Source organism: Fibrella aquatilis, assembly GCF_017353255.1.
GTDB lineage: Bacteria > Bacteroidota > Bacteroidia > Cytophagales > Spirosomataceae > Fibrella > Fibrella aquatilis.
This window is the reverse complement of record NZ_JAFMYU010000024.1, coordinates 64,190-91,187: the sequence shown is the minus strand read 5'-3', so window position 1 is coordinate 91,187 and position 26,998 is coordinate 64,190. Positions and strand designations below refer to the sequence as shown.

The following is a 26,998-nucleotide window of genomic DNA, read 5'->3' as shown; positions in this document are numbered from 1 at the left end:
CGACATCGTACAAAGGTCGCTACAAATAGGCGAACACCAGGTTTTGCGTTCGCTTAGATTGGTGAGGAAGTTTAGGAGATTAGGAATATATTTGTTTGGCAGCCAATGAAGTCGAGAGAATCTATCGACCAATTAATAAATTTTCTGCACGGTTTTTGATATGATCTTATTAGCCTCGATAGTTGCGTTAAGTGTAGCTAATCGCGTGGTACTAAGCATTGCCTTATCTGATTTCAGATAATATGTGCTAGACCAAGTGATTTGCCTTTACCTCCTTGTTCTTCTGATTCACTGCGCTGTTGTTGACTGTCTAGCCTCTCAGTCAGCATCAGATTTGTCTAACTGAAACGTTTACACGCCAACCGTGACTTATGATTTTCCTGCAACAGGCTAAGAGGCTTTCTTTATTCATCTTTATCTCAACGGCTTTACTAGCTAACCTAAAGGCTTGGTCACAGACACTGCCTGACGATGGCAAGCGGTATGCTATGTTGGTTGTTTATTCGCCCGATGGACGAGATGACTCACAAACCGCTCGCACGGCCAAAATTTCATTCGAAAAGGGGTGTAATGCTATATCAATTGGTATTGACTGGGAGGAGGTCTTTCCAACACCAACGAGTCCTGGGCGCTGGGAAAACGTTGATTACTTTGTGAAGATGGCTTTGGATAACCGTGCCAAAGTAGCCTTTATGATCAAGACTAGCAGGCGAAATAAAGGTGGTTGGTGGCCCGATGAACAGAACATGCGCGACACAAGGGGAGCTGCCATGTTTATTGATGGGATCTCCCATTTTCGTTTTGGTTATGAACCTGGGATTGTCAAAGCACAAGAATTTATCCGGTTGGTAACGCAACGGTATCAGTACCTTCAACAGCAGGGTAATTTACTGTTCATGTCAATTACGTTTAATCCACAGTGGGAACATGAATATTGGGGAGGAAACTACCCTACAGACGGTGGCCCCGGCTATGGAACGTCATACGATTTCAGTGAGTTGACCATCGCCGACTTTCAACGTTGGGCCGTTCAGCGCTACAAAACGTTAGATGAGGTGAACCGGGTATGGAACACCAGCTTTCGGGCTACAACAGATATTCGCCCACCTATTCCAACGAAGCCAACCAGCTTATTTCCCGGTAAGATAGGTGCTGACTGGTTTGTTTTCCGCCACGGTCTGTTCAAGAGTTTTGTTGATAAGACAACGATGGCTGTAAAATCGGTCGATCCGACTATTCGGGTAATCAATCAGCATGGTGCTGTGTATGATGCTGAAGCAGGAAACCGTGGCACATACGCTTTTAAAAGCCTCAACGAATTCTCTGATGGGGTAAAAGTTAATGATGGTGCTGAAGGTATGCATCAGCTATCCATGGATTTGTTACGCAGTAATGTGAAACCTGGCGACTGGATCATTGATGAAATGGATGGATCCCGGTTTAAAGAATTGACTTTGGAGCAATTCCATAACGGGATGCGCAATAGTTTCAAATATGGAGCAAAAGCCATTACGTTTGCGGGATTCTTTGTCGATTACAATGAGCCATTATTCCGAGCTGTGTTAGATGATTTGAAGCAGCAAAATTTATTAAATGAGCCTGTAGCCGTAGTAGCACCAGCAGGCACAGTTACCTATAAACTCTCAGATATTGTTCGAAGTAACATATTTGAACTGGGTATTTTTGGGGCATGGAATGCTGTCCGTGGTAACAATGAGAAACCAGTACGAATAGTGCTTGACGAAGATTTGCTGCGAAATAGCCCCGGTCTGAATCAGTCCCCCACAGTACAAAACCGGATACCCAACCAAACGGCATCAATAGGAAAGCCGTTTACGTTCGTCATTCCCGACAACACATTCGCCGATGCCGACGGGCGGATTACGTCCGTTACTCTAAGTGGTTTACCTATTGGGTTTAGCTATGACGCTGGTAGTCGCAAAATTAGTGGCACGGGTTCATTGATTGGCTCTACAGAATTGACTGTAACTGCTACCGATGACCAGGGAGCTACGGTGAATGACTATTTTTCATTAGTCGTACAGCGGGCTACGCAACCCCTGCGCCTGCTTGATCCTGTTCTGGATTGCGCCACTGGCCGGTTCGAACTCCGTATTACAGATGGTGATGGTAGCGCCGTTGAGTTTAAAGCAGATAATGTATTTGACTGGACGTCGCAAGCGGTGCAAACACTAGCCGCTGATAAGCGCGTGAATACGGCACTGGTATTGAAAGCTCGCCAAAGCGGAAGTGAAATTAGCCTGAACTACACGAGTACATGCCCGGTGCCTAATCAGCCGCCCGTAGTAACTAATGCGTTGTCGAATCAAACCGGCATTATAAACAAGACACTATCCTACACGATTCCTGAGAATACGTTTTCAGACCCTGATGGTAAGATAGCCTCAATTGCGGTTAGTGGCTTGCCCGCTGGCCTAAATTATGACGGCACGAATCGGCTTATTACAGGCACCGCTTCTGCCACGGGCACTACCACAGTGACGGTAACTGCTACCGACGATAAGGGTGCTACGGTGAGTACCACGTTTACAATCACAATTAATCAGGACGTTAAACCCCTAAAGTTAATCGCCCCTACCCTGGATTGTGCCACGCAACGGCTCGACTTGAAAACGACCGACGGTGATGGCTCAACAATAGAATTTAAGCTGGATAACGGCGTGTGGAGCACTGAGCATTTGTACACATTAACAACTGCTGACGCGAGTGGTAAAGTGCTGGTTATTGTGGCTCGTCAAAATGGCAAGGAAACGGCTCCACTCAGCTATACTACGTCTTGCATCGCACCTAATAAGCCTCCCGTAGTGGCTAATCGCCTTAGCAATCAATCATTTACAGTAAATAAGGCTTCGTCATATACTATTCCTGATAATACCTTCTCGGACCCAGACGGTAAGATTGCCTCGATCAACGTGACGGGGCTACCGGCAGGGATGTCGTACAATGCTGGTACTCATACAATAACAGGTACGCCGTCTGCCACTGGTACGGTTACCGTTACTGTCACAGCAACTGATGATAAAGGCGCTACGGTGAGTACTACGTTTACGGTCACTGTGGCTAAACCATTGGTACTCTTAACCCCGTTACTGGAATGTACATCCGGGCGGTTTACTATGCGCACCGCCGACGGCGATGGAACACCAGTTGAGTACCGTCTTGAAGAAGTGACCAATTGGGGAACTACAAGTGAACTGATCCTACCCGCTGACCGCAAATATGGCGGTGTGCTTCAGGTAAAAGCCCGACAAAGCGGCACGGAAATAGCCCTTAATTACACAAACATATGCACCAGGCCTAATAGAGCACCGATTGTTGCCAGCCCTATTGCCGATCAGGTTATTACGGTCAGTCAATCTAGTACAGTAGCCATTCCTGCCAGTACATTTACCGACCCCGACGGCGATGCACTGACTATTGCTGTCAGTGGCGCTCCTGTGGGGATGACGTATGATGCTACCAGGCGCCTAATTCGAGGGACGCCCGTGTTGATCGGCTCCAGCCGAGTTGTTGTTAAAGCAACGGATCCCAGCGCTGCGGCTGTGAGCGACACGTTCCGGATTACGGTTAGAGCCGCGCCACGATTCAGTGCTACGGCCTCACTTCTTGACGATAAAGGCGTGCTCATCAAAGAATTAATTGATGGCGATCTGCTCGACAGCCGTAAGCTTCCTGCTTTAGTCAACTTAGCCTGCTCACCTAAATCGACATCAGGAAGCGTACTGATGGAGCTGACAGGCAAGGTGCGCAGAACCGTTTATGCGAATACAGCTCCCTACAAACTATATCCCGCTGGTCAGGGGCTAAAGCCTGAGGTTGGTTCGTACCAATTAGCCATCTCTGTCTTTACAGGTCTGAATGGTACAGGTAACTTACTGGGTTCAACCGTAATTCATTTCGACATTGTGCAGATGAACGAGCCAGGTAGTATTGGCGGTAGTAGTGATGAAGCCAAATGATCAGGCTATTGCATGATACTGCATCAGCCCCGACATGGGTGCTTGTAGAAACTGCCCTGGTTTCATGCTCAGTGTGTGCATAGCCTGCCGGACTTCACGGTCAAAATAGTGCCCGATTGAGCCAACCACGTGGATTGAGTACTCTAAATGATGAGGTAGCCGCTGTACGTAAAGCCCTAGAAAATCGGCAAACGATTTTTGAAGCAGTTCCTGCACAAACGGTTCATCTCGATATGCTGACAGAAACGGGGCAAACTGTGCGAAATAACGATTTGGGTAGGGTTTGTTATAAGCATGGTCAAGTACCATCAGCCGGTCGAGGCCATAGCTGGTGGTAAAAGCCTGCGCTAGCCTGTTTGGTAGCTGGTTATGCAAAAAAGCCGTCACCAGTCGTTTGCCAAGGTTGCCACCACTACCCTCATCGCCCAGCCAGAAACCGAGTGAATAGCTGGGGCTGGTCAGCCAAGCTCCGTCATAAGTTGCAGCGTTGGCCCCTGTGCCCAGGATACAGACTATACCAGGCTGGTGTCTGGCAGCACCTCTGGCGGCTCCCAGCATATCGCTTTGCACGTCAATGACGCCTGTTTCTGGAAAAACAACTTTCAACGCATTGGCTACAATAGTGTTGCTGGCAGGGCTGTTGCAGCCTGTTCCGTAAAAAAAAATATCGCCAGGTCTGGTATCACCTAGGGTGGGTAGCAACTGATGTTGCAGCGTTGTAATAATCTGCTGCGTATCCTGAAAATACGGATTAATGCCCTCGGTGCGCAAGGTTAGAACAAGTTGGTTATTTCTAAGCAGGCACCATTCAGTCTTAGTAGAGCCGCTATCGGCTAGTAAGCAATCCATAACTGAACTATCGCTGATGTTCGTGTATGGAAAGATAAACAGTAAATCAACCCCACGACACTACTACTGGCACAAACCAGCTAATTATAAACGGACGAAATGTGGAGGAAAAAGGTCATCGGCACTCCATAAGGAAGCATTACGAAAAGGCTGCTTAGGAGCAATGATTGTCCGTTCATGACCTGTTTTAAGCCAGGCTGCCCACCAACTAAACGTGCTATTAGCAATGATAGCATGTTGTGTAGCATTCATCAACCTGAAATCATCAATATCAGAGAGTCCAGTAACGAGAGTAACGTTCTGTGGGAGAACGAAATCTGACTTCCATTCAGGGTCATCCGAAAATACGTACCAGTTAAGAGATTTATAGCGATTTTGTAAAAATGTTATAGCATCGTTATAATAGGTTTTGGGCAATACGTTAAACATGGGGTTGCTGAGATAATCGCCCCGGCGTATATGTATGGCTACAGATGGACTAGACTGAATTCGCTCCATTAGTCGTGCAGCACAGTCAGATGGAGGGGTTACGATGCGCAGTTCACTACTTATTTTTTCTTGATAGTCTGCGTAATAGCGCCAAGCTTGCCAATATCCCGTTACAAAGGTGCGGCTTGGAAACTTCCACACATTTGAATCATACTGGTAAGTTTGTTCATGAATTCTTATTCGCTTGTAATAAGGCTTTAAGAGGCGATGCCATTGTGTGTCAGCAAAGATGTATTCATCAATTTCCTGCCAGGTGGCTTCTGGTGCGTCAATACCGAAATGTGATAGGCCATACCGCCTGACCTTATAATTGCTTTCATGTTTAAACCAATAGGGATTTGTTTTTAGAGGAACGCCATGGTATAAAGATAATACCCGCCCAAAAGCGTACTGAAACAGTTGATTCCCAAGTCCATCGCTGAGATTGGTGATAATCATAAGTTGAGTTGATAGTGGTAAGTATCTTAAAATTCGTAACTGTTCCTCGAATAAGCATAAGATATACTTGTAGTTTTATTAAGCGGTTAGTAAGTGTTGACAAGACATGTCACGTGTTGCTATAGTTGCAACACGCCAACAGCCTCAAATCGCAGAAAAACTCGTTCATTATGGGGCGCGTCGGCTAATTCATTGGTGAGGTCCTGCCCGGCCCAGTGTTCGTAGTGCTTTCCGTTTCGCCACAGGCGCGAGGGCGTTACGTCGTAGATAACACCCTGATAAGCGCACCAGATTTCATCGCGGTCGTTACCATTGCGTAGGGCCAATTGAGCGCGGCTGTAGCTGGGTAGTTGGTGCTTATCTGTTACCATTTTAGGCCGGAAAATCAAACGAAGAAAAAATTGAAACCTGTTGTATTCTATTTTTGCACTAAACCCAGTACCTTTAGCTTTGCAGGTAACTACAAATTTGGCACATGAAAAACACACATTACGCCCTACTTTTCTCTTTAACCGTGTTAGCGCTTTTGGCTAGCTGCGGAAAAACTCCTGTTACCCCTGTGTCAGATCTCATTAAGAAGAGTTGGACAGCTAGGGTCGTGACCGAAGGTGGTACGGTTAAGTATACGGCTGGTGCTGCCTCGAATCCAACCCCTGGTTATTCAAAATTTATTCTAAACCTGGCTAGTCCGCCTAATGTTACACTGACGACTGTTGACGGCAATACGTTTACAGGTAAATACGAGTTGCAAAATGACAAAACGATTGTGCTAACCGGGTTGACGCCTGTTCCAACGGGAACCAATGGCACTATCTCCTATACCATTGACAGTGTAACGGATGCTGAGCTTAAGGTAACCCGCACCACGGCTGACCCTAAAACGGGCGGTAGCTTGAATTCATACACGCTCAAAAATCCATAGAGTCTATCTCATTGGCGTAACCGGCCGTTTCGGATCACCGAAGCGGCTTTTTTTATGACACCTCTCCAGACCATTGGCGAGCGCGGCCTCATTCAGCGTATTCAACAGGAAAATGCCGCGCCAGTTCAGCCCGGTACCTTACGTGGTATTGGTGACGATGCCGCTGTTTTTGCCCTTAACGATCAACTGCACGGCCTGCTCACTACCGACCTGCTTGTTGAAGGCATTCACTTCGACCTCACCTACATGCCTCTACAGCATCTGGGATTTAAGGCAGTGGCCGTAAACGTGTCGGACATTGCGGCTATGAACGGACTACCCACCCAATTGACCGTGGGTTTGGGCCTCAGCAGCCGTTTTACGGTAGAGGCGGTTGACGAGCTCTATGCGGGCATTCGGGCTGCCTGCGAAGCTTATAACGTTGACCTGGTGGGGGGCGATACCACTACCTCCCGGTCAGGATTGGTCATTGCCATTTCGGTGGTGGGGCAAGTGGCACCTGACAGAATCACGTACCGGAATACAGCCAAACCCAACGATGTGATCTGTGTGACGGGTGATCTGGGCGCGGCTTACCTGGGCCTTCAACTGCTGGAGCGCGAAAAACAGGAATACCTGGCTAACCCCGACATGCAGCCGGATTTGTCGGAAGAGCGAGCCTACCTGATAGGGCGGCAGCTTCGCCCCGATGCTCGCACCGACATGGTTTATGAACTTCGTGACCTTGACGTACTGCCCACGGCTATGATTGACCTGTCGGATGGGCTAGCCTCAGATTTGCTCCATCTCTGCACACAGTCGGGCACGGGCGCGGTCATTTTCGACGAAAACATCCCGATTGATGACCAGACATACCTGGCCGCCGACGAATTCAAGATTAGCCCGCTGACGGCTGCACTGAACGGGGGTGAAGACTATGAACTGCTCTTTACCGTGCCACCACAGGCGTTTGAGAAGCTAAAAAACCACAGCCGCATTACGGCTATTGGTTACATGACCGACATGCCAGATCAGGTTGTGCTGGCCACCAAGGCCGGACAGCAAACTCCCATTCGGGCGCAGGGGTGGAATCGGGCATAAATAATCCTGACGTAGCTTTGCCACCTACTATACTTCACCTGGCATCATCTATTATGACGAAACGCGTTGATGTAGCGGTTATTATTTACGGTAAACCCTACAATACGATTGTGGCAATCAAAACCCTTCTAGATCACAGTCGACAGCATATTGATAAAATTTACCTCTCTTATGAATATCGGCAACCACATAACGACTGGGGAGGGCTTCATAAAATACTAGATTATTTCAAACTAGACCCGATCACGTTCGTTGTTCACCGCCCCACTTATTTTCTGGCTCCAGATACCCACGACGTAGAGAGGACCCGCAACGATGAACGGTACAGGCAGAGCATCATGTTTCAGTATGCACTGGAAAAAACAGATAAACCTTACCTATGCGTTATACACAATGACCTGCTCTTTCACCGCGACATGATTGGTGACATGCTGGCTATTTATGATCGTGATCCCGGCTTGACGGGGATTGGGTCAATAGGTCAATGCTGGAGTTGCCCAGCCTCAATGTTCTTTTCAAAGCGATGCACGTCAACAACAATGCATGAATATGTACCTTCAAAAGAAGAGGCACTTGCGTTGCATAGAGATAATAATACACCCCGAAAAGTGCTTGACATCGAGGTAATTGAGGCTGGTCGGGTTCATCCACTACCCGAATGTAGGCTCAATGAATACTGTGCTTTAATTAATATCGATATCTACCGAGCTAACACCTTGCCTGTGGGCGACGTAGGCTGTTACGGTGGTGGCTGGCGAGGCGCTGATATGGCGACGGTATTTTTCTACGAGATGTTCAATCGTGGATTCAGATTTCAGCATATAGTACTAGAAAATTACCTCGCCCACGCCACTTTCGATGACAGCGGTGCGGGTAGCGAAGCCTACAATAAGGCAGAGCGGTACTGGCTTTCAGAACAGCTGGCCCGTAACTACATCAATGATACGTTTCCCAAGAAGGCTGTCTTCGGGCCTGCTGTTCAATTAAAGACCAAATGGGATTTGGTCAAGCGCAATAGTTGGCTTATGACAATTCACGCTGTCGGGTTAGCCAAAAAGCTCGTTGGGCGGAGTTAGCTGTTCATTATCGAAACCAACTGGCATATAACACGTAGTTATTAGCTGTCCGCATGAAGATTTCTGCCTGTTCTGGTGAAACGGTCTTAAGAAACCGGGCTGGGTTACCTGCATAAATACTACCGGAAGGAATAATCATATTTTGGGTAACAATGGCACCAGCGGCAATAATTGACCCGGTACTCACCACAGCCCCGTCCATAACGATGGCCCCCATGCCTACTAATACCTGATCTTCCAGGATACAACCATGCACAATAGCGTTATGTGCAATGGATACACAATTGCCAATGATAGTGGCGTGTTTTTGATAGGTGCAATGGATGACGGCTCCGTCCTGAATATTGGTCCTTTCGCCAATGGTGATACTGTTAACATCACCACGCACTACTGCGTTGAACCATACGGTACAGTCGCGACCAAAGGTTACGTCACCCACTATGGTAGCGTTGTCGGCGAACCAGCACGAATCGTCAAATTGGGGGGCTACGCCACGTACAGGTTTAATAAAGGCCATATTGCGGGGTTTGAGGCCTCAAATCTCTTTCGTTAATAGAATTAAAACAAACAGATCGGTCGGTACTAACCGAAGTTGGTACCGACCGATCTGTTTGTCAGAACCATTACTTTTTGCCGTCTGCTGGCTGCGCCATCTTATCTAGTGCATCTTCTGTCTGGTCAATCAGGCGATTCGTCTCACGGCGTACCTGCCGGAAGTCATTTTCAGACGTACGCTGCACTTTGTAGGCCTGATCGGTTAGTTGCCGACGCTGATCCTGAAGCGTTTTGGTACCGTCTTCGCGCGACTTGCGGGCATTCCTGTTCTCGTTAGGCGCGGCATTTTTCATGCCGTCCAGTTGCTTGTCGAGTTTGCCGATGGTCTCGTCGAGTTGGGCCATCAGGTCCTGCCGGTCATTAGTAAAACGGTCATTTGTGTTCCCATTCGTACGGTCGCCGGTGTTCGTATCGCGGTAACCATTGCCCAGCTGGCCCGAACCACCTGTCATGCTCGAGTCGCCCATCTCGCGATTACCGTTACTGCCATATGAGTCGCGTCTTGATCCCATCATACCCGATGCATTCGACGAACCATTGTTGTAGCTGTCGTAGCTAGGGTTGCTGTTCATATTCCGGCTAGAATACGAATCGTTGCGCTGCTGCCGCTGCTGCTGATCGTTACGATTACTGTTGTAGCGGTTGCTATCGTCTACATCGTAATTCTGGCCGCTGTAGCCGTAATCGTTCGACATCCGATCATTTGCCGTGCGGCCGTGGTAATTGTTCGACTGCTGGTTATCTCGATCGTTGTCGTTTCGAGTGTTATAACTCTGGTCATTATAACCATTTCGGCTATTGTCGTTGCGATCGTTGTAGCTGCGGTTGTTGTAGCTCCGATCGTTGTTGTTCCGGCTACTGTTGCTGTATGTCTGATCGTTGTAGCCAGGATCCTGGGTATTGTACCGGTCTGAGTTACGGTCGTAGCCGTTCGAGTTGGAAGAACGGCGGCTGTTTGATGAGTATCGATCAGTCTGGTTGTAATCGCGGTCGTTGGAAGAGTCGTTACTGCGGTCTGAGGTATACCGGTTGTTATACGAGCTGTAGTTCCGGTTCGACGCATACCGATCGTCTGATGAGTTACTGTCTCTACCCGATGCATACCGGTTGTTATATGAGCTACCCCGGTCCTGACGTGACGACGTATTCCGGTCATCGTCACGGCGGGCAAACGAACCACGGCCGTCGTCGGATGACCGGGACCGGTCGTTGCGGTCTGATGTCGCCGTTGATTTGCGGGCCTGGTTATCATCTTTATAGAGCCACCCTTCTACCGTTGCGCACGACGATAAGCTGGTGATGGCAGCCAGCATAGCCCCTACTACCCATACGTTGCGTTTCATAACGTTGAAATTTTTAGTTGAGATAAATGTCAACGAATGAACGGCTCAAATTTGGTACCAATGCCGTTTCTGACGCTACAGGGCCAATTCCAATACTGATCTGATTGTAAGATTCTACATAAACTGTAGAATAAATTACCTGTTTTTTGTATCATCACTAGATAGCCTGTCGACAAGTACAGGTAGGCCAATAACAGTTATTTTTACGCCACTCGGAAAGGCCATTTTATAAACTGGTAGCCATACTATTGTTCTTCGAGTCACTTTATGAAGCGAATCTTATTTTTTACACCATTTGGTGGCCGCACCGGTTCGGAGATGTTGCTCTGGAATATTATAAAGCAGCTTGACAACACCCATTATGAGGCAATTATGTATGCCGATCAGGTCGGATCGATGAAAAACGACTTGCCAAGATCGATACCATTTCACACATCGCCATATAATGAAGGGCTACTAAATCGGACGGTTAGTAAAGTGATGAGCGCAGCGGGAATAATGGCTTATGAACGTCGAATTTTAGCTGTACACAACAAATACAAGCCTGATTTTTGGTATCTGAATACCATTATGATGGCCCATATAGCTAAACTGGCTAACCGCGTGGGTGTACAGACGATTGCCCATGTATCAGAAATGCCCTATGTGCTCTACGAACCTGTGAAAAAACATGAACTAGCACAGATGCTGGAAGCTAAACTGGTTTTTGGTTTATCAAAAACAGCCTGTAAATCGCTGAAAATTCTGGGCGTCGCATCACCCAAATTGCTGTATCCATCTATTGATTTGACCGAAATAAATCCCGACCCTAGGCGGGTAGCTGCTCTGCGGAAGCATTACCAAATACCTGATAATGCTTTTGTTTGGGGAATGTCGGGTAGTTTGATCTACCGGAAAGGCATTGATTACCTGCCGCAATTAGCTAGCCGTATGAAACAGGCCGGCCGTACCTGTTATTTTCTCTGGATGGGCGGTGGGTCAGACAATGCTGCTGAATACTATATGCGCTGTGAATTAGCTTATTACGGTCATACAAACGTGATTCTGACAGGAGCGTTAAAAGAAACCTATTACGAACATATGGCTTTGATGGATGCCTTCCTGTTGCTGTCGCATGAAGAAACATTTGGCATGGTCAACATAGAGGCAGCTTATCTGGGAAAACCTATCATCACGTTCGATAGTGGCGGTGTGACCGATATTATGACCGATGGGATGGGTAAGGTAGTTTCTAGCTGGGATGTAGACGATTTTGCCACTGCCATGATTGACCTTATGGATGGCCGGATCGGAGTTGATCCGGCCGTTTCCAGAAGACGAGCGCTTGATTTCGCTCCTGATAAATTATATAAGCAATGGGATGCTTACATGAGTGAACTGAACTGAAACGCTACTCGACTCGCAACTTTCCCGCTCCATGATAACTGCGTAACTCAGGGTTATACATGGCATCGGCGGAGGCGGGGCCGAGGATGAACGTACCCCGTGACACCGCCCGGACCATGTAATAAAACGTTTTTGGCTTTTGGCCCGCCGAGGTGAAGTAGTTAATCCGGTCGTCGCGAACGTCGAAATGATCGGGGGTGCTGGCGTCTTTTGCCCAACTCAAATCCCGCCCGTCGCCATCTTTTGCCTGACTGACCAAGCGCGGGTTTTCAACTTCAAAACCTGCGGGTAACAGATCAGTAAGGACCACGTTCTCCACGGGTAGGCCGGTAGTACTCGCCACCGTCAGCTTCACCACCACCAAATCATTTTGTTTGAATCGGTTCATGGGCGCGCCGTCGCGGGTGAGGAACGTGCGGCGCACGGTGAGGCCCCGGTCTTCGTCGGGCACGCTGCCGCTGATGGGAACGCCCTCACTTTGCCCAAAATAATACAGGCTGCCGGTACCTTTGGTGGTCAGCGTAAGCGGCTGATTAGTAGGTAGTTTGCGCAGAAGCAGATCCTCGCCGGTGAAATTACCCAGGCTTTTACTACCTCCCGCCAGGGTGGCGGTGGCGGTGCTGCCTGCGTTTTGGCGGGCCAATTTACCCAGCGCTAAAAACGCAAATGCAGCCTCCTGCGTATTCAGATACGGACTTTGCTGTACCACCGTATTCAGTTGCCGGGCCAGCGTGGGTACCTGCAAATTATCAGGGTCGGCATCTACCAACGCGCTCAATACCAGCGCGATATTCCGGATGGGTGACGAATAGCTTCCACCCGTTTGTCGCTCACCAGCCGTCAGCGCATACTGTTTGGGCAACAGGGCATTGCTGTTTTTCTCATCACCGAGGCGGGCATAGGCGGTGGCCAAGAGGTAGCGCTCGTCAGTCGAGAGTAGCTTGTCGGCGGCGTCTTTGTAGTAGCTCATGGCGGCGCGGTTGGGCTTGCCCGCGTTGGCCAGCACATAGAGGCCGTAGATGGTGGTTCGGCTAGCTACGTCGCGGTCGGTGCGGCCCCCGGTTTCGTCATACACCGACTCACGTTCCAGAGCCGGGTTGCTCGTGAGCGTGGTAAGCCGGTCGATGGCTTTGCTCTGCGATTCGGCCCGTACCTCGAACCCGGCTTTAGCGGCTTCGGTCATGAAATGTAGGGCGTAGGCTGTGGCCCAGGGGTCTTCGGTGTTTTGGTCCGACCAGAGTGTGACGCCGCCGTTGTACAACTGCCTGCTGTCGATCTGTTGCAATGCCGCCCGGACGTTGGTGGCTGGGTTGAAGTCCGAATCTCCCTGACTAACCGTGTATACGTTGCCCTTCTGCACCGACCGCGTGAGATCGGCAAAATACAGCTGCGGAAAGGCTTTCGAGATCGTTTGTTCCGTGCAACCATACGGGTAGCCCAGCAGATACGTCAGCGTTTTGGCTTGCTGCACTACTGGCGACCGACTGATGGTCAGGCTATTACGCGTGGTGCCGGGCAGGAAATTGCCCGTGAGCGAGATCGTTTGCGTCCGTCCGCCTGCTACCACACCCGCCACGGTGGTCTTTTGCAACGGCGCAGCAGGCCGGACGGTGATGTCGGTGCGCTCCACGTAATTCTTACCCAACGCATTGACTGTCACCGTGATATGCCCCGGCCCAACACCCCCCGTCGAGCGTACCCGGTACGTGACCCGGCTTTCGCGGCCAGCGGGCACGGTTAGTTTTTGGGTGGCCGGTGTGGCGGCTCCCGCGGTTGGCGTTGGCACTACAGCGCCCGTTGAATCGGTGATGCTGGGGGCTGGCGCAGTGCTGGTGACGACTTCCAGCGGCCCACCCACGCTGACCGTGGCCGTGAGACCCGCCGCGTTTTTGGTTGTGTTATTTAACGTCACAGGCAAGGTCAACTCATCGCCCGGCGAAAGAAACCGGGGTACGCCTGCGCTAATGACCACGGGGTCTGAGACGATCATGTTTTTCTCCGCCGACCCAAACGCGTTGTCTTTCCAGGCCACGGCCATCACGCGTAATGATCCCGAAAACTGCGGAATATCAATCGTAAACTCAGCCTCGCCCGAAAAGCCCGTTTTCAGGATGCCACTCCAGAGGGCTACCAGTTGCACCCGCTTGTTGCTCAAGGGGTTAACGCGCCGCTCCAGATCATACCCGTCCCCGCCCGAACTCGACCGGTTGCGGAACATGAGTTCGGGATAAAGCAGCGCGTAACCATCATAGGCTTGCACTTCCAGGGCGCGTTTCTGGAAAAAGAAGCCGTGGGGATCAGGGGTTTTGTCGTTTTTCAACTGTAAAATACCCTCGTCAACCACTGCCACGGTCACTTCGGTGTTGCGGGCGGTCTTGACCCGGATGGTCTGCTTGGTCTTGGAATACGACGTCGCCACGGCCTCAATCGTTACGGGCAGCTTCGTGTCGGGGTTGGTCACGGTGACGGGTGCAAAGCCGTGGGCCACAGTGAGCGGCAGGTCGGTGCCGTCCATGGCGCGGATGAGTGTGGCCGTGACGTAGACGTTGGGCATGTGATCTTCGCCTACGGAAAAAGACCATTGAGCCGCCTTATTTTCGACTGTTAACCATTTCTGTTCCAGCACATTGTTGCGTTCTACCGTCACCAGCATCTTACCGTTAAAGGGTGCCTTGAACAGGACGTTTACCTTGCCACCAGTTTCGTAGGTAGGCTTGTCGAACTCCATTAGTACCTGCCCTTCTGTGCTCACAACAAACGACGAGGCCGTAGTGCTGCCGTAGCCATAGGCGTAAAAGTCGGCGGCGGTGTAGCCCAACACGCCCAGCGCCGCATCGGCGGGTTGGTTGGGCCTCCGTACGCGTACCTCATATTCGCCCGACACCGTGGGCACGTACTTGAACTGCGCAGGTTTGCCCGACAGCCGCAATACGTTGGTATACACCACTTTCTCGCGGCGTTTGGTGTTGTATTTGATACTGCCGCCTTCCTGTTTCTCCATTACCGTCTGGTAGTCGAACCGCACTACCTGCACCTGCGCCGAGGCATTCTGAGGAATACCAGCGGCGTTTAGGCCCACCACTTCTACGGCCAGCGGGGTGTTGGTGGTCAAGTAGCGATCAGCCATACGGACGCCATAGAGCACATCCTGCGTTTGCACCTCGAACCGCCGCAGCCGGTTAACGGGTCGGCCATTTTCGTCGAAAACAGTGATGAACAGTTTGCCGTCCAGCAGGCCCATGTCGTGGTAGGTGGCGGGGATGTCGAAGACCTCGGTAAACTGCCCGGTGCCGTTGGTGCGCCCCTGCCGCAACACTTTTTCGAACGTGCCGGGGGCCGGTTGGCCCGGCACCTGCTGCGCCGACGGGATCGTGAAGGTGTAGTCAGTGTAGCCTTTGGGCGCAAATTCCTTACGTTTCAGTTGTAGTTCGGCCTCATAGGCGCGGTCGGCGGCGGGTGGGCCAAAGAGGTTCTGCGCCGTGGCCGACAGCGTGATCGTTTGCCCTGACCGGTAGGCGTCGCGGTCGGTTTTCACATCGACTTTGATGCGGTCGGGAATAAACTCTTCAATACTCAACGCCTTAGAGGCCAGCAGCGAATTGTTGCCATCGTAGACCTCTACAGTGTAGCTGCCCGTGACGGCGGCAGGGTCGACGGGAATATCGGCGGTGACAGCTCCCTGCTCGTTGGTGGTTTGGCGAAGCTGCTGATACTCGTTACCGTTGGGTAATAAGATCTTGATAGTCAGTGGAATGGCGCCCACGTTCTGAGCGGCGGCTTTGCGCAGAATTGTGTTCAGGTGGATCGTTTCGCCGGGGCGGTAGATGCTGCGGTCACCGTAGATAAACGCATCGATGCCCGCCGCGCTGTTGCGTTTACCATCAACCTCAAACCGCGACGTTTCTACTTCGGTATCAGCCAGATACAGGAAATTGAAATCGCCCGGTTCGGCCTCGCCACCCTGCCGGGCGGTGAGCATGGCGATGGTGAAACCGGGCGCTTTCTCGGCCACCTTCTCGAACCGCGCAAACCCGTCGCTGTCCGTTTTCAGGGTATATACCGTCTGATTATTGCTGCTCACCAGCGACACCTCCACCCCACTCAGCGCGTCGGTGGTCTGAATGGAATTGGCCCACACCAATATATCATCAGCCGATTTCCGCACAATCAGCCCAATATCCGACACCGACACCAGTTGCGTGGCTGATACATAGGCTTCGTTTTCCGACTGCACCGACACCAGGTACGTGCCGCGCAGGGGCCTGCCGGTCTGCGTGGGGCTGGTGTCAGGAATAGACAGGTTCAAAGCCGACGTACCCCGCACTTTAGGTAAATCGCTCGTTTCCACCAGTTTATTGACCAATACCTGGCTTAGATCCCCGTTTTCGTCGTTGCCGTAGGTGAAGGAACCACTTGCTTCGCCACCATCGTTGTAGTCTTCGTAACGATTGTTTTTCAGGAATTGCAGGATATTGTTCTCAAACAACCGGGCAATTTTTACCTGCACTTTGGGTACGTTGGTAATCGTCAGCCCCACGTTTCTTGACCCTTTTGAGGAGAGGTACAGGGCCTTTTTCTGGGCAAATTCCAGTCCGGCGGGCATCTGTCCAAAAAACACATCGCGTGAAACGGGTTCGGCCAGTTTCGGCCCCAGCACCCCGCGCATGGCTGTGGTGAGTGTGAGGACGTAGGTGTCGGTTTCGTTGAAATCGCCGCGAATCAGCAGGCCGTTTTCCGTGAGTTCGGCGGTGGTCTGCACCGTGGGCTGAATGGTGTAGTACTGGCTTAGGTTTTCGTTTTGCAAAGCCTGCGTGGTGGCTACGCGGATGAACCCTTTTTGGGCCGAATAGCCCGTTTGCACGTCGCCCACCTCAAGCCGCTTCGGCGTAGGTAAGGTGGCTGTTTGTTCAATCACATCTTTGCTCTCGTAGGCCGTGCCGGGCACTTTCAGCCCTTTGTCGAGGTGTACCGAAAGTGGCCGTTCGTTGGCCTCAGCGGGGGCGTCGGGCAGGGTTACGACAAGCCCGCCGTTGGTACCCGACATAAGTGCCGACCCTGCCTGACCGGCCTGTATACTGCCCGTAGTCAGTTTTTGTTCTTCCGACTGCATCTGCAAACGGGTAGCTACCTCGGCGGCGGGCAAATCGTAATTAAACACCAATCGTGATTTAGCCACGGGTTTACCCCCGTCGCGGTCACGCGTCCACCAGGTTTCGGTGCCGGTGAGTTGCAGGTAAGGCGTGTGAAACGCAATCTCATCGCCCGACACCGACAGGCCTTTGTCGGGTGCTGCCTTGATGATTTCCTTCGTCAGTTCGGCGCGGTAATTGGTGGCGGGGTCGAAGCTGGTTTCGGGCGAAAAGACCAGTTCGTTCGGTGATGTCCAGCGAAATTTCCCGGCAATAGCAGGTTTGAAGGTAATATAAGGCGTTGATTCCCAGTTGCTTGTGCTGGGGCCAACGTTTTTGTTGAACGAGAAAATCAGGTTCTGCGCCTGCTGAATTTCCTCATTGAAGTTGCGGCCTGTTACCTGAACGGTGTTGGAGAGACGGGCGCAGTGGGTCAATAGCAGGCACAGCAGCACAACGGGCAGCAGGCGGGCGCGGAAGGGAGGGTACATGAAAGGCCGGGGTTAAGACCGGCCAATTAACGCATAATTTGGAAGCGTTGATATATAGGTAGGAGGGTAGTGACTGAATGGCTGATCAGCTGCCCCTTACGTCGGCACAAAACGGCTCTGTCTCGGCACTTGGTTTGACTTTTCGTGTAGAGACACGTAGTTTACTTCTGTAAAAAACCTCAAAAACCATATGAAAACTACCCTGCTTTCTTTCGCCGCGCTGCTCTCGTTATCAGCCACTTACGCCCAAACCACTTGGAAAGCCGACAAAGCGCACTCACGCGTGGGCTTCACCGTAACGCACCTGATGCTCTCTGAAGTTGATGGTAACTTCAAAACCTTCGACGCTAAGCTGACAGCTACTAAACCAGACCTGTCGGACCTGGTAGTTGATCTGACTGCCGACGTGAACACGATTAATACGGAAAGTGACTACCGCGACAACGACCTGAAAAGTGAGAAGTTTTTCGATGTGGCCAAGTTTCCGTCGCTGACGTTCAAAAGCACGTCATTTCAGAAAGTAGAGGGAAAGAAATACAAGCTCATGGGCAACCTGACCATGCACGGCGTTACCAAACCCATTGCGCTCGATGCCGTGCTGACGGGACCGGTGGTGATGGAGAACCCCCGTGGCAAGCAGGAAAAGGCCGGTTTGAAGATAAGCGGCACCATCAAGCGGTCCGACTTTGCGGTGGGTACCATCCCCGTAGCCGTAGTAAGCGATGAGGTGGAGTTGAAAGCCAACGGCGAATTTGTAAAGCAGGATGCTGCTATGGCCGAGAAGAAATAACGGTCGTAGACTTTGCCAGGTGATGAAACAGGCCATCTACGTAAAGGCGTAGGCAGTAGCCTGCTAAACGTCCCAAACTGTGCCGAACACCCCATTTGCCTGTACTGGTCGGTGGGGTGTTTTTACGTTTGTGCCTGTTGAACCAACCACGAACACGGGCATGAAAACGACCCTGCTTATTTCGCTAATTCTGGGCCTGCTACTCCTTAAGCAGACACTACCCTATGCCGAGGGCCAAAACATACAAGCTGACTACCTCAGTCAGCACAAGGCTATTTTGCTGCCCGAAACGCCCCAATCGTATGCCCTTTTCGACACCTCTTTTTACCAGCACGACCTGTTTATGCTGGGCGAAGTACATGGTTATGCCACCCCGCAAACCCTCGACTTTGCCTTACTCAAGCACCTCAACCAGCGGGTAGGGCTGCGGTATTACCTGGCCGAAATGGACGGGGCACAGGCTGCACTCGTGAACGCATACCTCGAAACTGGGCAAACGCCTTTGCTCGACTCGCTGTTTTCGGGTTTCCTCAGACAAACCCACGCGGGCACGTCGCAGTGGGGAAATCAGGAATTCTATAATAAGCTGATACGCATCAGAGCTTATAACCACACCCTGCCCGATTCGGCCCGGATTCAGTTTCTGGGTGTAGACTGGTTTCAGCAGAACGGCTATTATGCCTTGCCGCAACTGCGCGCCATCGTTCGTCAACGACCTCGCCCGGCGGGTGCTTGTCCTGAACTTGATAGTCTGATTCGGGTGTGCCAACAGCCAAAATTGTCTATTGGCCAGGTGCTCCCTTTCGCAAAGGCCATCCGCGCCGACCGTTTGGCACAACCCATTGTGTACAAGCAATGGCTTGAAAATCAAAATATTAACTTTTTTCAAATTATTGAGGCTCTGTGCCTTTATACCGAAAATATTCGCACTCGCGACGAAATTGCCGCCCGACTCACACAGTTCCTGATACGGGAACGCGGGCTGAAAGGCCAGAAATTATACGGCCTCTGGGGCTATACACACGTGATGAAAGCCACGGTCAACAAAAGTCGAGGCGTGGCGGAATTGCTGGGAAAGGCGGGTCTCCGGGTGATGACGATGCCCATTTTGTTCGGCGATAGCTATATGCTTATTCATCGCCGCAACCTGCCGTTTATATTCCGGGACAAAGGCGAGTTTCAGCAATCGAAATTGCTCAATGCCGACGGGCACGTGTTTAAGGTAGATGGGTTTAATGAACTGGCTAAACTGGCCGGTTCGGGTGAAACAACCCTTTTCCGGCTCGATGCGGACGGTTCACCTTACCGCAACGCTCTGCATCTGGTGAAGGTAGGGGGCTTTACCGGTTCTAAAATGTCGCCCGATGACCCTCAAAACCACGTGACAACAGACTACTTTCAGTACGTTTTTGTGGTCAAGAACTCACCTGCGCTTACCGTTTGGGAAAAGGGAAAACAGCAGCTAGTGCCCGATTCTGTTGAGGCCCAGACTACCCCTTCCCCGCGTTAAATTCGTATTTTTGCGGTCTTAAATCGGCACCCGCCGAGCTGACTGCATGATTGCGAAGACGTATTCCCCCCAAGAGATCGAAGCCAAATGGTATCAGTATTGGCTTGATAATAAGCTGTTTACCTCTACCCCCGACGAGCGCGAACCCTACACCATCGTGATTCCACCGCCCAACGTGACGGGTGTGCTGCACATGGGCCACATGCTCAACAATACCATTCAGGACGTGCTGATTCGGAAGGGGCGCATGGAGGGAAAAAACGCCTGTTGGGTGCCCGGCACCGACCACGCCAGCATTGCCACCGAAGCCAAAGTAGTGGCCATGCTGAAAGAGCGGGGCATTTCGAAAAAAGACCTCAGCCGTGACGAATTTCTGGCTTACGCCTGGGAGTGGAAAGAAAAATACGGCGGCATCATTCTCCAGCAGCTTCGCAAAATCGGGGCCTCCTGCGACTGGGACCGCACCCGCTTTACGATGGACCCGGCGCTGTATGAGTCGGTGATCGACGTGTTTGTAGACCTCTATAACAAAGGCCAGATCTACCGGGGCGTGCGCATGGTGAACTGGGACCCCCAGGGCAAAACCGCCGTTTCCGACGAAGAGGTAATCACGAAGGAAGTTCAGCAGAAGCTGTATTATATTAGGTATGAAGTGGTTGGCAGCGTAGAGCGAAGAGCCGAGAGCAAAGAACTGCCTCTTAGCTCTGCGCTCTCGGCTCTAAACTCCGTTACCATCGCCACCGTCCGGCCTGAAACTATCATGGCCGATGCAGCCGTAGCGGTGAACCCCAATGACGAGCGGTATATCCACCTGCACGGTAAAAAGGTACGTATTCCCTTGATTAACAGGGAGATCCCAATCATTCTGGACGAGTATGTTACGATGGATTTTGGTACGGGCGGCCTGAAAGTAACCCCCGCCCACGACCCCAACGACTACGAACTGGGCATCAAACACAACCTACCCGTTATTGACCTGCTCAACGACGATGGCACCCTGAACGAGAAAGCCCAGATTCTGGTCGGGATGGACCGGTTTGCGGCGCGGAAGGCCATTGTGAAGCTGCTGGACGAGGCCGGTAATCTGGAGAAAGTGGAGGAATACACCTCCAACGTGGGCTTCTCGGAACGGACCAACGCCGTGATCGAGCCGAAGCTGTCGTTGCAGTGGTTTTTGAAGATGGAGGACCTGGCCCAACCTGCGTTGAAGGCCGTAATGGAGGATGTGGTGCAGTTGGTGCCGCCCAAATTCAAGAACATGTACCGGTCCTGGATGGAAGCGCCCCGTGACTGGTGCATCAGCCGCCAACTGTGGTGGGGACAGCAGATTCCGGCGTTTTACATGCAGGACGGTACGATCATCGTGGCCAAAAACAAGCGTGAAGCCCTGCGGAAAGTGCAGCACGAAAAGCTGCTCTTCGCCATGACCGAGGCTGATTTAACCCAGGATGAAGACGTGCTCGACACCTGGTTTTCGTCGTGGTTATGGCCTATCTCGGTGTTCGACGGTATCCGCAACCCGGATAACGAAGAGATCAACTATTACTACCCCACCAATGATCTGGTAACGGCTCCCGAAATCCTTTTTTTCTGGGTGGCCCGGATGATCATTGCCGGCTATGAATACCGGGGGCAGGAGCCATTCAAAAATGTGTACCTCACGGGCATCGTGCGCGACAAACTGGGCCGTAAAATGTCGAAATCGCTGGGCAACTCCCCCGACCCGCTCGATCTTATCGACCAATACGGGGCCGACGGTGTCCGCACGGGTATGCTCTTCAGCTCACCCGCCGGCAATGACCTGCCGTTCGACGAAAAACTCTGCGAACAGGGCCGCAACTTCTGCAACAAAATTTGGAACGCATTCAGGTTGGTAAAGGGGTGGACGATAGCAGAAGGCGTAGAGCAGGGGGCTGAGGGTCGCTCCGCATTACCCATCACCTGGTTCAAGGCCAAGCTGAACGCCTCGCTGCTGGAAATTGAAGACCATTTGGGCAAGTTCCGTATCTCAGATGCCCTCCAGAGCATCTACAAGTTGATTTGGGATGATTTCTGTTCGCAATACCTCGAACTCATTAAGCCCGCCTACAACGCCGAAACCGGCACGTCGGAACCGATTAACCGCGAAACGTACGATACCACGATCAACCTCTTCGAGCGGCTGATGGCCCTGGCGCACCCGTTTATGCCGTTTATCACCGAAGAAATCTGGCAGGAAATTCGCGAACGCAAGCCCGGCGAAAGCCTATGCGTAGGTAAATACCCAACGCCGAGGCCCGGCGGTGTAAATACTGCCGTGCTGGCCGATTTTGAGGTGCTTTTTGAGATCATCAGCAGCATTCGTAACATCCGCAATAGCAAGCAGATAGCGCCCAAAGTGGCCCTGCCGCTGGCCATTCGCACGGCATCGCCAGACCGGTTTGCCGAACTAGAAAGCATGATTCGGAAGATGGCCAACGTCTCAGAAATTACGTATGTGTCAGAGAAGCTGAACGCAGCCCGACCCGACAACGCCACGTCGTTCCTGATTAAAGGCGACGAGTTCTACGTTGACCTTGCCGACGAGCTCGACCCAGCGCAGGAGCTTATCAACGCTCAGAAGGACCTCGATTACCAAACCGGCTTCCGCGATTCGGTGATGAAAAAGCTCAGCAACGAAAAATTCGTGGCCAACGCTAAACCCGAAGTAGTGGAGCGCGAACGCCAGAAAATTGCCGACGCCAACGCCAAAATCGCCGCCTTAGAAGAACGCATAAAGCAGTTGCGGGGCCTGTAGAGCCGCAAGATTTTGCGGCTCACACACGCCAGCCACACATCAGGCCACAAAAAATGCCCCTCCAGCGCTGGAGGGGCATTTTTTGTGGCCTATTTATCGCGGATGAACAGCCGTTTTAGCGAGTGCTGAACCTTTCGTATTGGGCTTGGCGGGCGTGAGTAAGACGTGACTACTACTTCGCCCATAAACGCTACGATTTCCTCTTTCATCTTCACCACCAATGCGCTCCTGTTTTCGGGCGTAACAGTCATTTCCTGGGAAGCGAGGCCGATTTGGGTAAAGAACAGGCGTATTGGTTTTCCTTCATCTGCTTTGTAAATGGTCAGCGTAAATGCACCACTGGTATCTGTCACAGTGCCCCGGTTAAGCTCTTTTAGTATCACGTTGATGCCGGGAAGGGGGTGGTTTTGGTCGTCTACAACCTTACCAGCTATTGAGTAAAGCGTATACCCACGGTCTGGTGTACGAACGGGAGCCGCCACTTTTTTCGCTGTTGTTGCTACCTGCACAGGCAGTGGGGGCGGGGTTAAATCCTGTGTTGGTGGACCTTGCTGGGCTTTTGCCGTTTGCCAGCCCATCACCAGCGCCACCGCCCAGCGCAACCAATGACTACCATCCGTTGCAGCAACAGACTGATTATCATACAACGAAGTCTGCAACTGACCGTCGCGGAGGCGGCCACAGACGGGGCCTTCATGCTGCGCAAACCAAGCGACCACTTCAGCATCGGTAAACTGGCTAAAATCCTGCACCACCTTCCGGCAGGAAGCGCAGTGCCGCCCGCCTGCTTCGGGCTGCATCTCATCCCAAGCTTGAGTGCAGGGCGTAGGTATGGCGAGCTTGAGCATGGTTATTTTTTGGCAAACAGCCGTTTCAGAGACCACCAGGCCCTTCTGGGAAGAGGCGCGCGCTTAGCCACAATACCCCCACCCATAATTGTGTATGGAGAGTGGTCCAGCTTAACCAGGATTGGCGGCCCAACCTGTTTGGTCGACACTGTTATGATTGCGTCGCCGCCGCTGATGCGAATTTTCAACGAATCAGCCTGCTGATCGGAGGCAAAAATGGGGACCTCGAAGTTGCCGACTTGATCGGTGTAGAGCTGAACGTCCTGATTCTTCCAGACCCGCACCTGGGCTGGCTCATCGTTGGCGTAACGCACCTGCCCGCGAACAAAGAAAAGGACTGGTTCCTCAGCTTTGCCAATGAGTACGGTTTGTCGGGGAGTCAGCGGGACCGTTGCCGGTAACGCCACCCGGCTGGAAGCTGGATTTGGCGAAGCGGTTTGTGCCTGCGCCGTTTGCCAGCCCATGACCAGTGCCACTGCCCAGCGTACCCACCTGCCCGCCAGGCTAGCGGTTGGCTGGGAGTCATACAGCACTACATTCAGTTGATCGTCTCGTAGGCGGCCGCAAGCGGGGCCATTGTGTTGCGCAAACCAAGCAACTAACTCAGCGTCGGTGAACTGAGTGAAGTCCTGCACCACCTGCTGGCAAGACGTACAGTGCCGCCCGCCTGGTGTGGGGTTCATGTTCGCCCACGATTCGGGGCAGGGTGTGGGGATAGACAACGTTGTGGCCAGGCGCATAGGCGGTTCGTTTACAACAAGATACGTAAATTATGCTCTGTTGCGCCAGGCTGTTTGGCCAAAAACGAGGCACCGGCCCGCAGTACGCCGTGTTCCTACCGCGACACCAGCACTCGTTTTGTCTGTGTACCGCCTGCATCGACAGCCCGAAGCAAATACACACCGGCGGGCCAGGTGCGCACGTCAACGGTGGTATCGGCAGTGGTGGTCAGCTGCCGGTGGTACAAGTGGCCGGTCATGTCGGTCAATTCCATAATCGTTTGCGGCACCAACCCAACCACCTGAAGTTGCTCACCAACGGGGTTGGCCAGCAAGCGCAACCCCGCGTCTGGGCGATTGATCGTGACCGCCCGGACCGGCGAATACGTAAGGCTGCCATCTGTGTCGACCTGTTTCAGTCGGTAATAGCTAACACCGGTGGGGGGAGCCTCGTCGGTAAACTGGTAGGTTTGCGTGGCGGTCGTGGTCCCCATGCCGTTTACCCGCCCCAACTGGACAAACGTCTGTGCGTCGGGGCTACGCTCAACGTCGAAATAGGCGTTGTTGCGTTCGCTCGTGGTGCGCCAGCTGAGGGTGGCCAGGTAGGTATCGGTCGCTCTGGCGGTAAACGAGATCAGCGTAACGGGCAGGTTGGCGCTTTGGCTGCGGTAGAACGTAAAATTGTAGGGCGTCTGGCTCCAGATTGTGCTGGCCGGAAACGATTTGGTTACGCTCCCCTGCGTCTCTATGGCCCCAATGCCGTACCACCCGTTGTTCACGTAGCTGGTCATGGTCACGCCCACCAGGCTAAACTGCGCGTTGTTGATTGTGAAAGCGGGTTGCTGATTGCCCGAAAATGACGAAGCCGGGTACACCAAACCGCCCAGTATTTCGGTGAGGCCCCCGTTGGTGGTGTTGGCAATAACCGCCCGTCCTTCTGTTTTCAGGCCCAGTATCCAAAACTTACCCCCGTTGTTGTCGAGGTCTTTTTCGTTTTCGGGCTGCACCTCCGGGTTAAGCTGACGTGCCCAAAACTGCACCGGAAACCGAGGGCGAAACGGCATAGGGGCATCTTCAATGAACACTTTGCCGTTGGTGTTTTGCGCGGTGTTGGTGTATTCCGACTCCGCTGTGCTGCGCATCACCACCGTACGTTGGCTGTTGTTATGAACCCGTACGTTGCGCAGACCCTCGATGTGCAGAGGTGCGCTCCCGTTGCTGTTGATAACGAATCGGCTTCCGTTATAGAAAGCAAACTTCGCCAGGGTCAGGCCCGTGATCAGCTCGACTGAGGCAGGCACCACAATGTCGGCGTAGACGCAATAGCTGGTGCCATTGTCACCGATTTTGCCTAGGTAAACCACCTTTTTGCCCGAATTGAGCGCGGCCTGAATACCCGCCGTAGCATCAGAAAAGGCGTAGATGGGGTTGGTTGGGTTGGCGCCGTAGGTGGTTACGTCGGCCCAGTCGGCGGGGGTATTGTTGACGTAGTTGGGGGTTTCTTCAATGGGCAGGTTGAGGGTTTTACCATCACTGGCAAACTGCGAGTAGTCCTGCGCAGCCGGGTTGGCCGATGTCAGGTATTCGGTGATGGTAGCGGGCGTAGGGGCGGGCGTGTTGCCCAGTAAAATAGCCGGGTTGTAGCCGGTTGTTTCTACGTTGCGAGCAAACAGCAGGCAGCCCGTGCAGTTTTTTATGGCTGCATTGGCGTTCAACCCGCCATTTAACTTACTGTCAATGAGTACAATACGTCCCTGATTATCAATAGCTGTAACCTGGTTGTTGCTCTGTAGCTTACGAATAGACAGGGTATTGCAGCTGTTGTAGAGACCCGCCGTTTTTTGGTTGGTCAGCGTCACATCTTCAAACGTCATTGAGTATTCGCAGGTGGCCACCCGAATACCAAACTGATGCCTGTCGATGGTCACATCCTTAAGTAGTCCCGGCCCCGGCCACTGTTGTTCCATCGAAATGCCGCAGTAGCCGTTGCCATCGCCCGACACGATTTTTACGTTTCGGATGGCCCCGTAGTTGCTCGTAACGTAGTTTAGCCCCACAGCCCCCGCGTTGCCCGATCCTGTGTTGATGGTCAGGTTATGGAAATAATTGCCAAATGCCTGATTGCCGCCCCGTGTAATAAACATGGCTAGCGGGCTGCCTGCGTTCTGGAATTTGGGTGAATTATCGGCTAGCTTGATGACCGTCTGGTCCTTATCCTCTCCCTGCACCAATAAGAGCGCATCATAATACCCGTTTGGCGAACGAAGGCTGTCTTTTATGAGGTAAGTTCCCTTGGGGACAAACACCGCAATCTGCGAATTGTAGGGGTTTATATAGCTTTTCAGGGCACGCTGAAACGCCTGCGTGTCATCGGTAACACCATCGCCAACGGCGCCAAAGTCGGTTTTGATATTTTTCCAGAATACGTTAGCCGACGGAAAATAAGTTTGTTGCGCGTTTCCGTTAACGGAAACGATTAGCCCGGCAATTAATAAAAGGGCAATCAATAGTCGACGGCGCTGTATGGGGTTCATATATAGTTAGTTGGTAGAACAAAGCAATCATACCCGTGTGATTATATAGTCCTAATTTTTCGTCAACGGACTGTTTATTTTTA

At 52.0% G+C, this 26,998-nt stretch carries 17 protein-coding genes; 8 read left to right on the top strand and 9 right to left on the bottom strand.

What is annotated here, in order from left to right; all coding sequences use genetic code 11:
- Positions 1–371 precede the first annotated feature (371 nt).
- On the top strand, positions 372–3,980 hold the full coding sequence (locus tag J2I48_RS23365) for a putative Ig domain-containing protein (RefSeq protein ID WP_207337931.1): 3,609 nt from the start codon (positions 372–374) through the stop codon (positions 3,978–3,980).
- Here J2I48_RS23365 and J2I48_RS23360 read toward each other — a convergent pair whose 3' ends face one another.
- The 3 genes from J2I48_RS23360 to J2I48_RS23350 form a co-directional block, all read right to left on the bottom strand.
- Positions 3,981–4,751 carry an N-acetylglucosamine kinase gene (locus J2I48_RS23360; protein ID WP_229376713.1) on the bottom strand — a complete coding sequence of 257 codons (771 nt, stop codon included), beginning with the start codon at positions 4,749–4,751 and terminating at the stop codon, positions 3,981–3,983.
- A 162-nt stretch (positions 4,752–4,913) separates the two neighbouring features.
- Entirely contained in the window at positions 4,914–5,756 is an 843-nt protein-coding gene (locus J2I48_RS23355) for an alpha-1,2-fucosyltransferase (protein WP_207337929.1), read from the bottom strand.
- Between the two features lie 119 nt (positions 5,757–5,875).
- Positions 5,876–6,127 (bottom strand): cytochrome b5 domain-containing protein, encoded by a 252-nt coding sequence (locus J2I48_RS23350; RefSeq protein WP_207337949.1) that lies wholly within the window; start codon positions 6,125–6,127, stop codon positions 5,876–5,878.
- Between the two features lie 104 nt (positions 6,128–6,231).
- Between J2I48_RS23350 and J2I48_RS23345 the strand changes: the two genes are divergently transcribed.
- From J2I48_RS23345 to J2I48_RS23335, 3 genes are read left to right on the top strand one after another with little or no spacing between them, the layout of a single operon-like run.
- Positions 6,232–6,678 (top strand): hypothetical protein, encoded by a 447-nt coding sequence (locus tag J2I48_RS23345; RefSeq protein WP_229376711.1) that lies wholly within the window; start codon positions 6,232–6,234, stop codon positions 6,676–6,678.
- Positions 6,679–6,732: 54 nt separating this feature from the next.
- Positions 6,733–7,758, top strand: coding sequence for a thiamine-phosphate kinase (gene thiL / locus J2I48_RS23340; protein WP_207337928.1), 1,026 nt, complete (start codon positions 6,733–6,735; stop codon positions 7,756–7,758).
- 53 nt (positions 7,759–7,811) lie between these two features.
- Positions 7,812–8,834 carry a hypothetical protein gene (locus tag J2I48_RS23335; RefSeq protein ID WP_207337927.1) on the top strand — a complete coding sequence of 341 codons (1,023 nt, stop codon included), beginning with the start codon at positions 7,812–7,814 and terminating at the stop codon, positions 8,832–8,834.
- Positions 8,835–8,841: 7 nt separating this feature from the next.
- Here J2I48_RS23335 and J2I48_RS23330 read toward each other — a convergent pair whose 3' ends face one another.
- Both J2I48_RS23330 and J2I48_RS23325 read right to left on the bottom strand, forming a co-directional pair.
- A complete protein-coding gene (locus J2I48_RS23330; protein ID WP_207337926.1) occupies positions 8,842–9,351 on the bottom strand; it encodes a gamma carbonic anhydrase family protein in 510 nt (169 codons plus the stop codon).
- 106 nt (positions 9,352–9,457) lie between these two features.
- Entirely contained in the window at positions 9,458–10,732 is a 1,275-nt protein-coding gene (locus J2I48_RS23325) for a hypothetical protein (protein WP_207337925.1), read from the bottom strand.
- A gap of 267 nt (positions 10,733–10,999) precedes the next feature.
- Between J2I48_RS23325 and J2I48_RS23320 the strand changes: the two genes are divergently transcribed.
- On the top strand, positions 11,000–12,118 hold the full coding sequence (locus J2I48_RS23320; protein WP_207337924.1) for a glycosyltransferase family 4 protein: 1,119 nt from the start codon (positions 11,000–11,002) through the stop codon (positions 12,116–12,118).
- 4 nt (positions 12,119–12,122) lie between these two features.
- Here the strand turns inward: J2I48_RS23320 and J2I48_RS23315 are convergent, their stop codons facing one another.
- Positions 12,123–17,738 carry an alpha-2-macroglobulin family protein gene (locus J2I48_RS23315; protein WP_207337923.1) on the bottom strand — a complete coding sequence of 1,872 codons (5,616 nt, stop codon included), beginning with the start codon at positions 17,736–17,738 and terminating at the stop codon, positions 12,123–12,125.
- A gap of 190 nt (positions 17,739–17,928) precedes the next feature.
- Here J2I48_RS23315 and J2I48_RS23310 point away from each other — a divergent pair, with 190 nt between their 5' ends.
- From J2I48_RS23310 to J2I48_RS23300, 3 genes are all read left to right on the top strand, one after another.
- Positions 17,929–18,528, top strand: a complete 600-nt coding sequence (locus tag J2I48_RS23310; RefSeq protein ID WP_207337922.1) for a YceI family protein — start codon at positions 17,929–17,931, stop codon at positions 18,526–18,528.
- A gap of 160 nt (positions 18,529–18,688) precedes the next feature.
- On the top strand, positions 18,689–20,038 hold the full coding sequence (locus J2I48_RS23305; protein WP_207337921.1) for a TraB/GumN family protein: 1,350 nt from the start codon (positions 18,689–18,691) through the stop codon (positions 20,036–20,038).
- Positions 20,039–20,084: 46 nt separating this feature from the next.
- On the top strand, positions 20,085–22,814 hold the full coding sequence (locus J2I48_RS23300; protein WP_207337920.1) for a valine--tRNA ligase: 2,730 nt from the start codon (positions 20,085–20,087) through the stop codon (positions 22,812–22,814).
- 89 nt (positions 22,815–22,903) lie between these two features.
- Here the strand turns inward: J2I48_RS23300 and J2I48_RS23295 are convergent, their stop codons facing one another.
- The 3 genes from J2I48_RS23295 to J2I48_RS23285 form a co-directional block, all read right to left on the bottom strand.
- Complete coding sequence (locus tag J2I48_RS23295) at positions 22,904–23,662, bottom strand: carboxypeptidase-like regulatory domain-containing protein (RefSeq protein WP_207337919.1); 759 nt, start codon at positions 23,660–23,662, stop codon at positions 22,904–22,906.
- Positions 23,663–23,664: 2 nt separating this feature from the next.
- Entirely contained in the window at positions 23,665–24,402 is a 738-nt protein-coding gene (locus tag J2I48_RS23290) for a hypothetical protein (protein WP_207337918.1), read from the bottom strand.
- A 95-nt stretch (positions 24,403–24,497) separates the two neighbouring features.
- A complete protein-coding gene (locus tag J2I48_RS23285; protein ID WP_207337917.1) occupies positions 24,498–26,915 on the bottom strand; it encodes a glycosyl hydrolase family 28-related protein in 2,418 nt (805 codons plus the stop codon).
- Between the last annotated feature and the right edge of the window lie 83 nt (positions 26,916–26,998).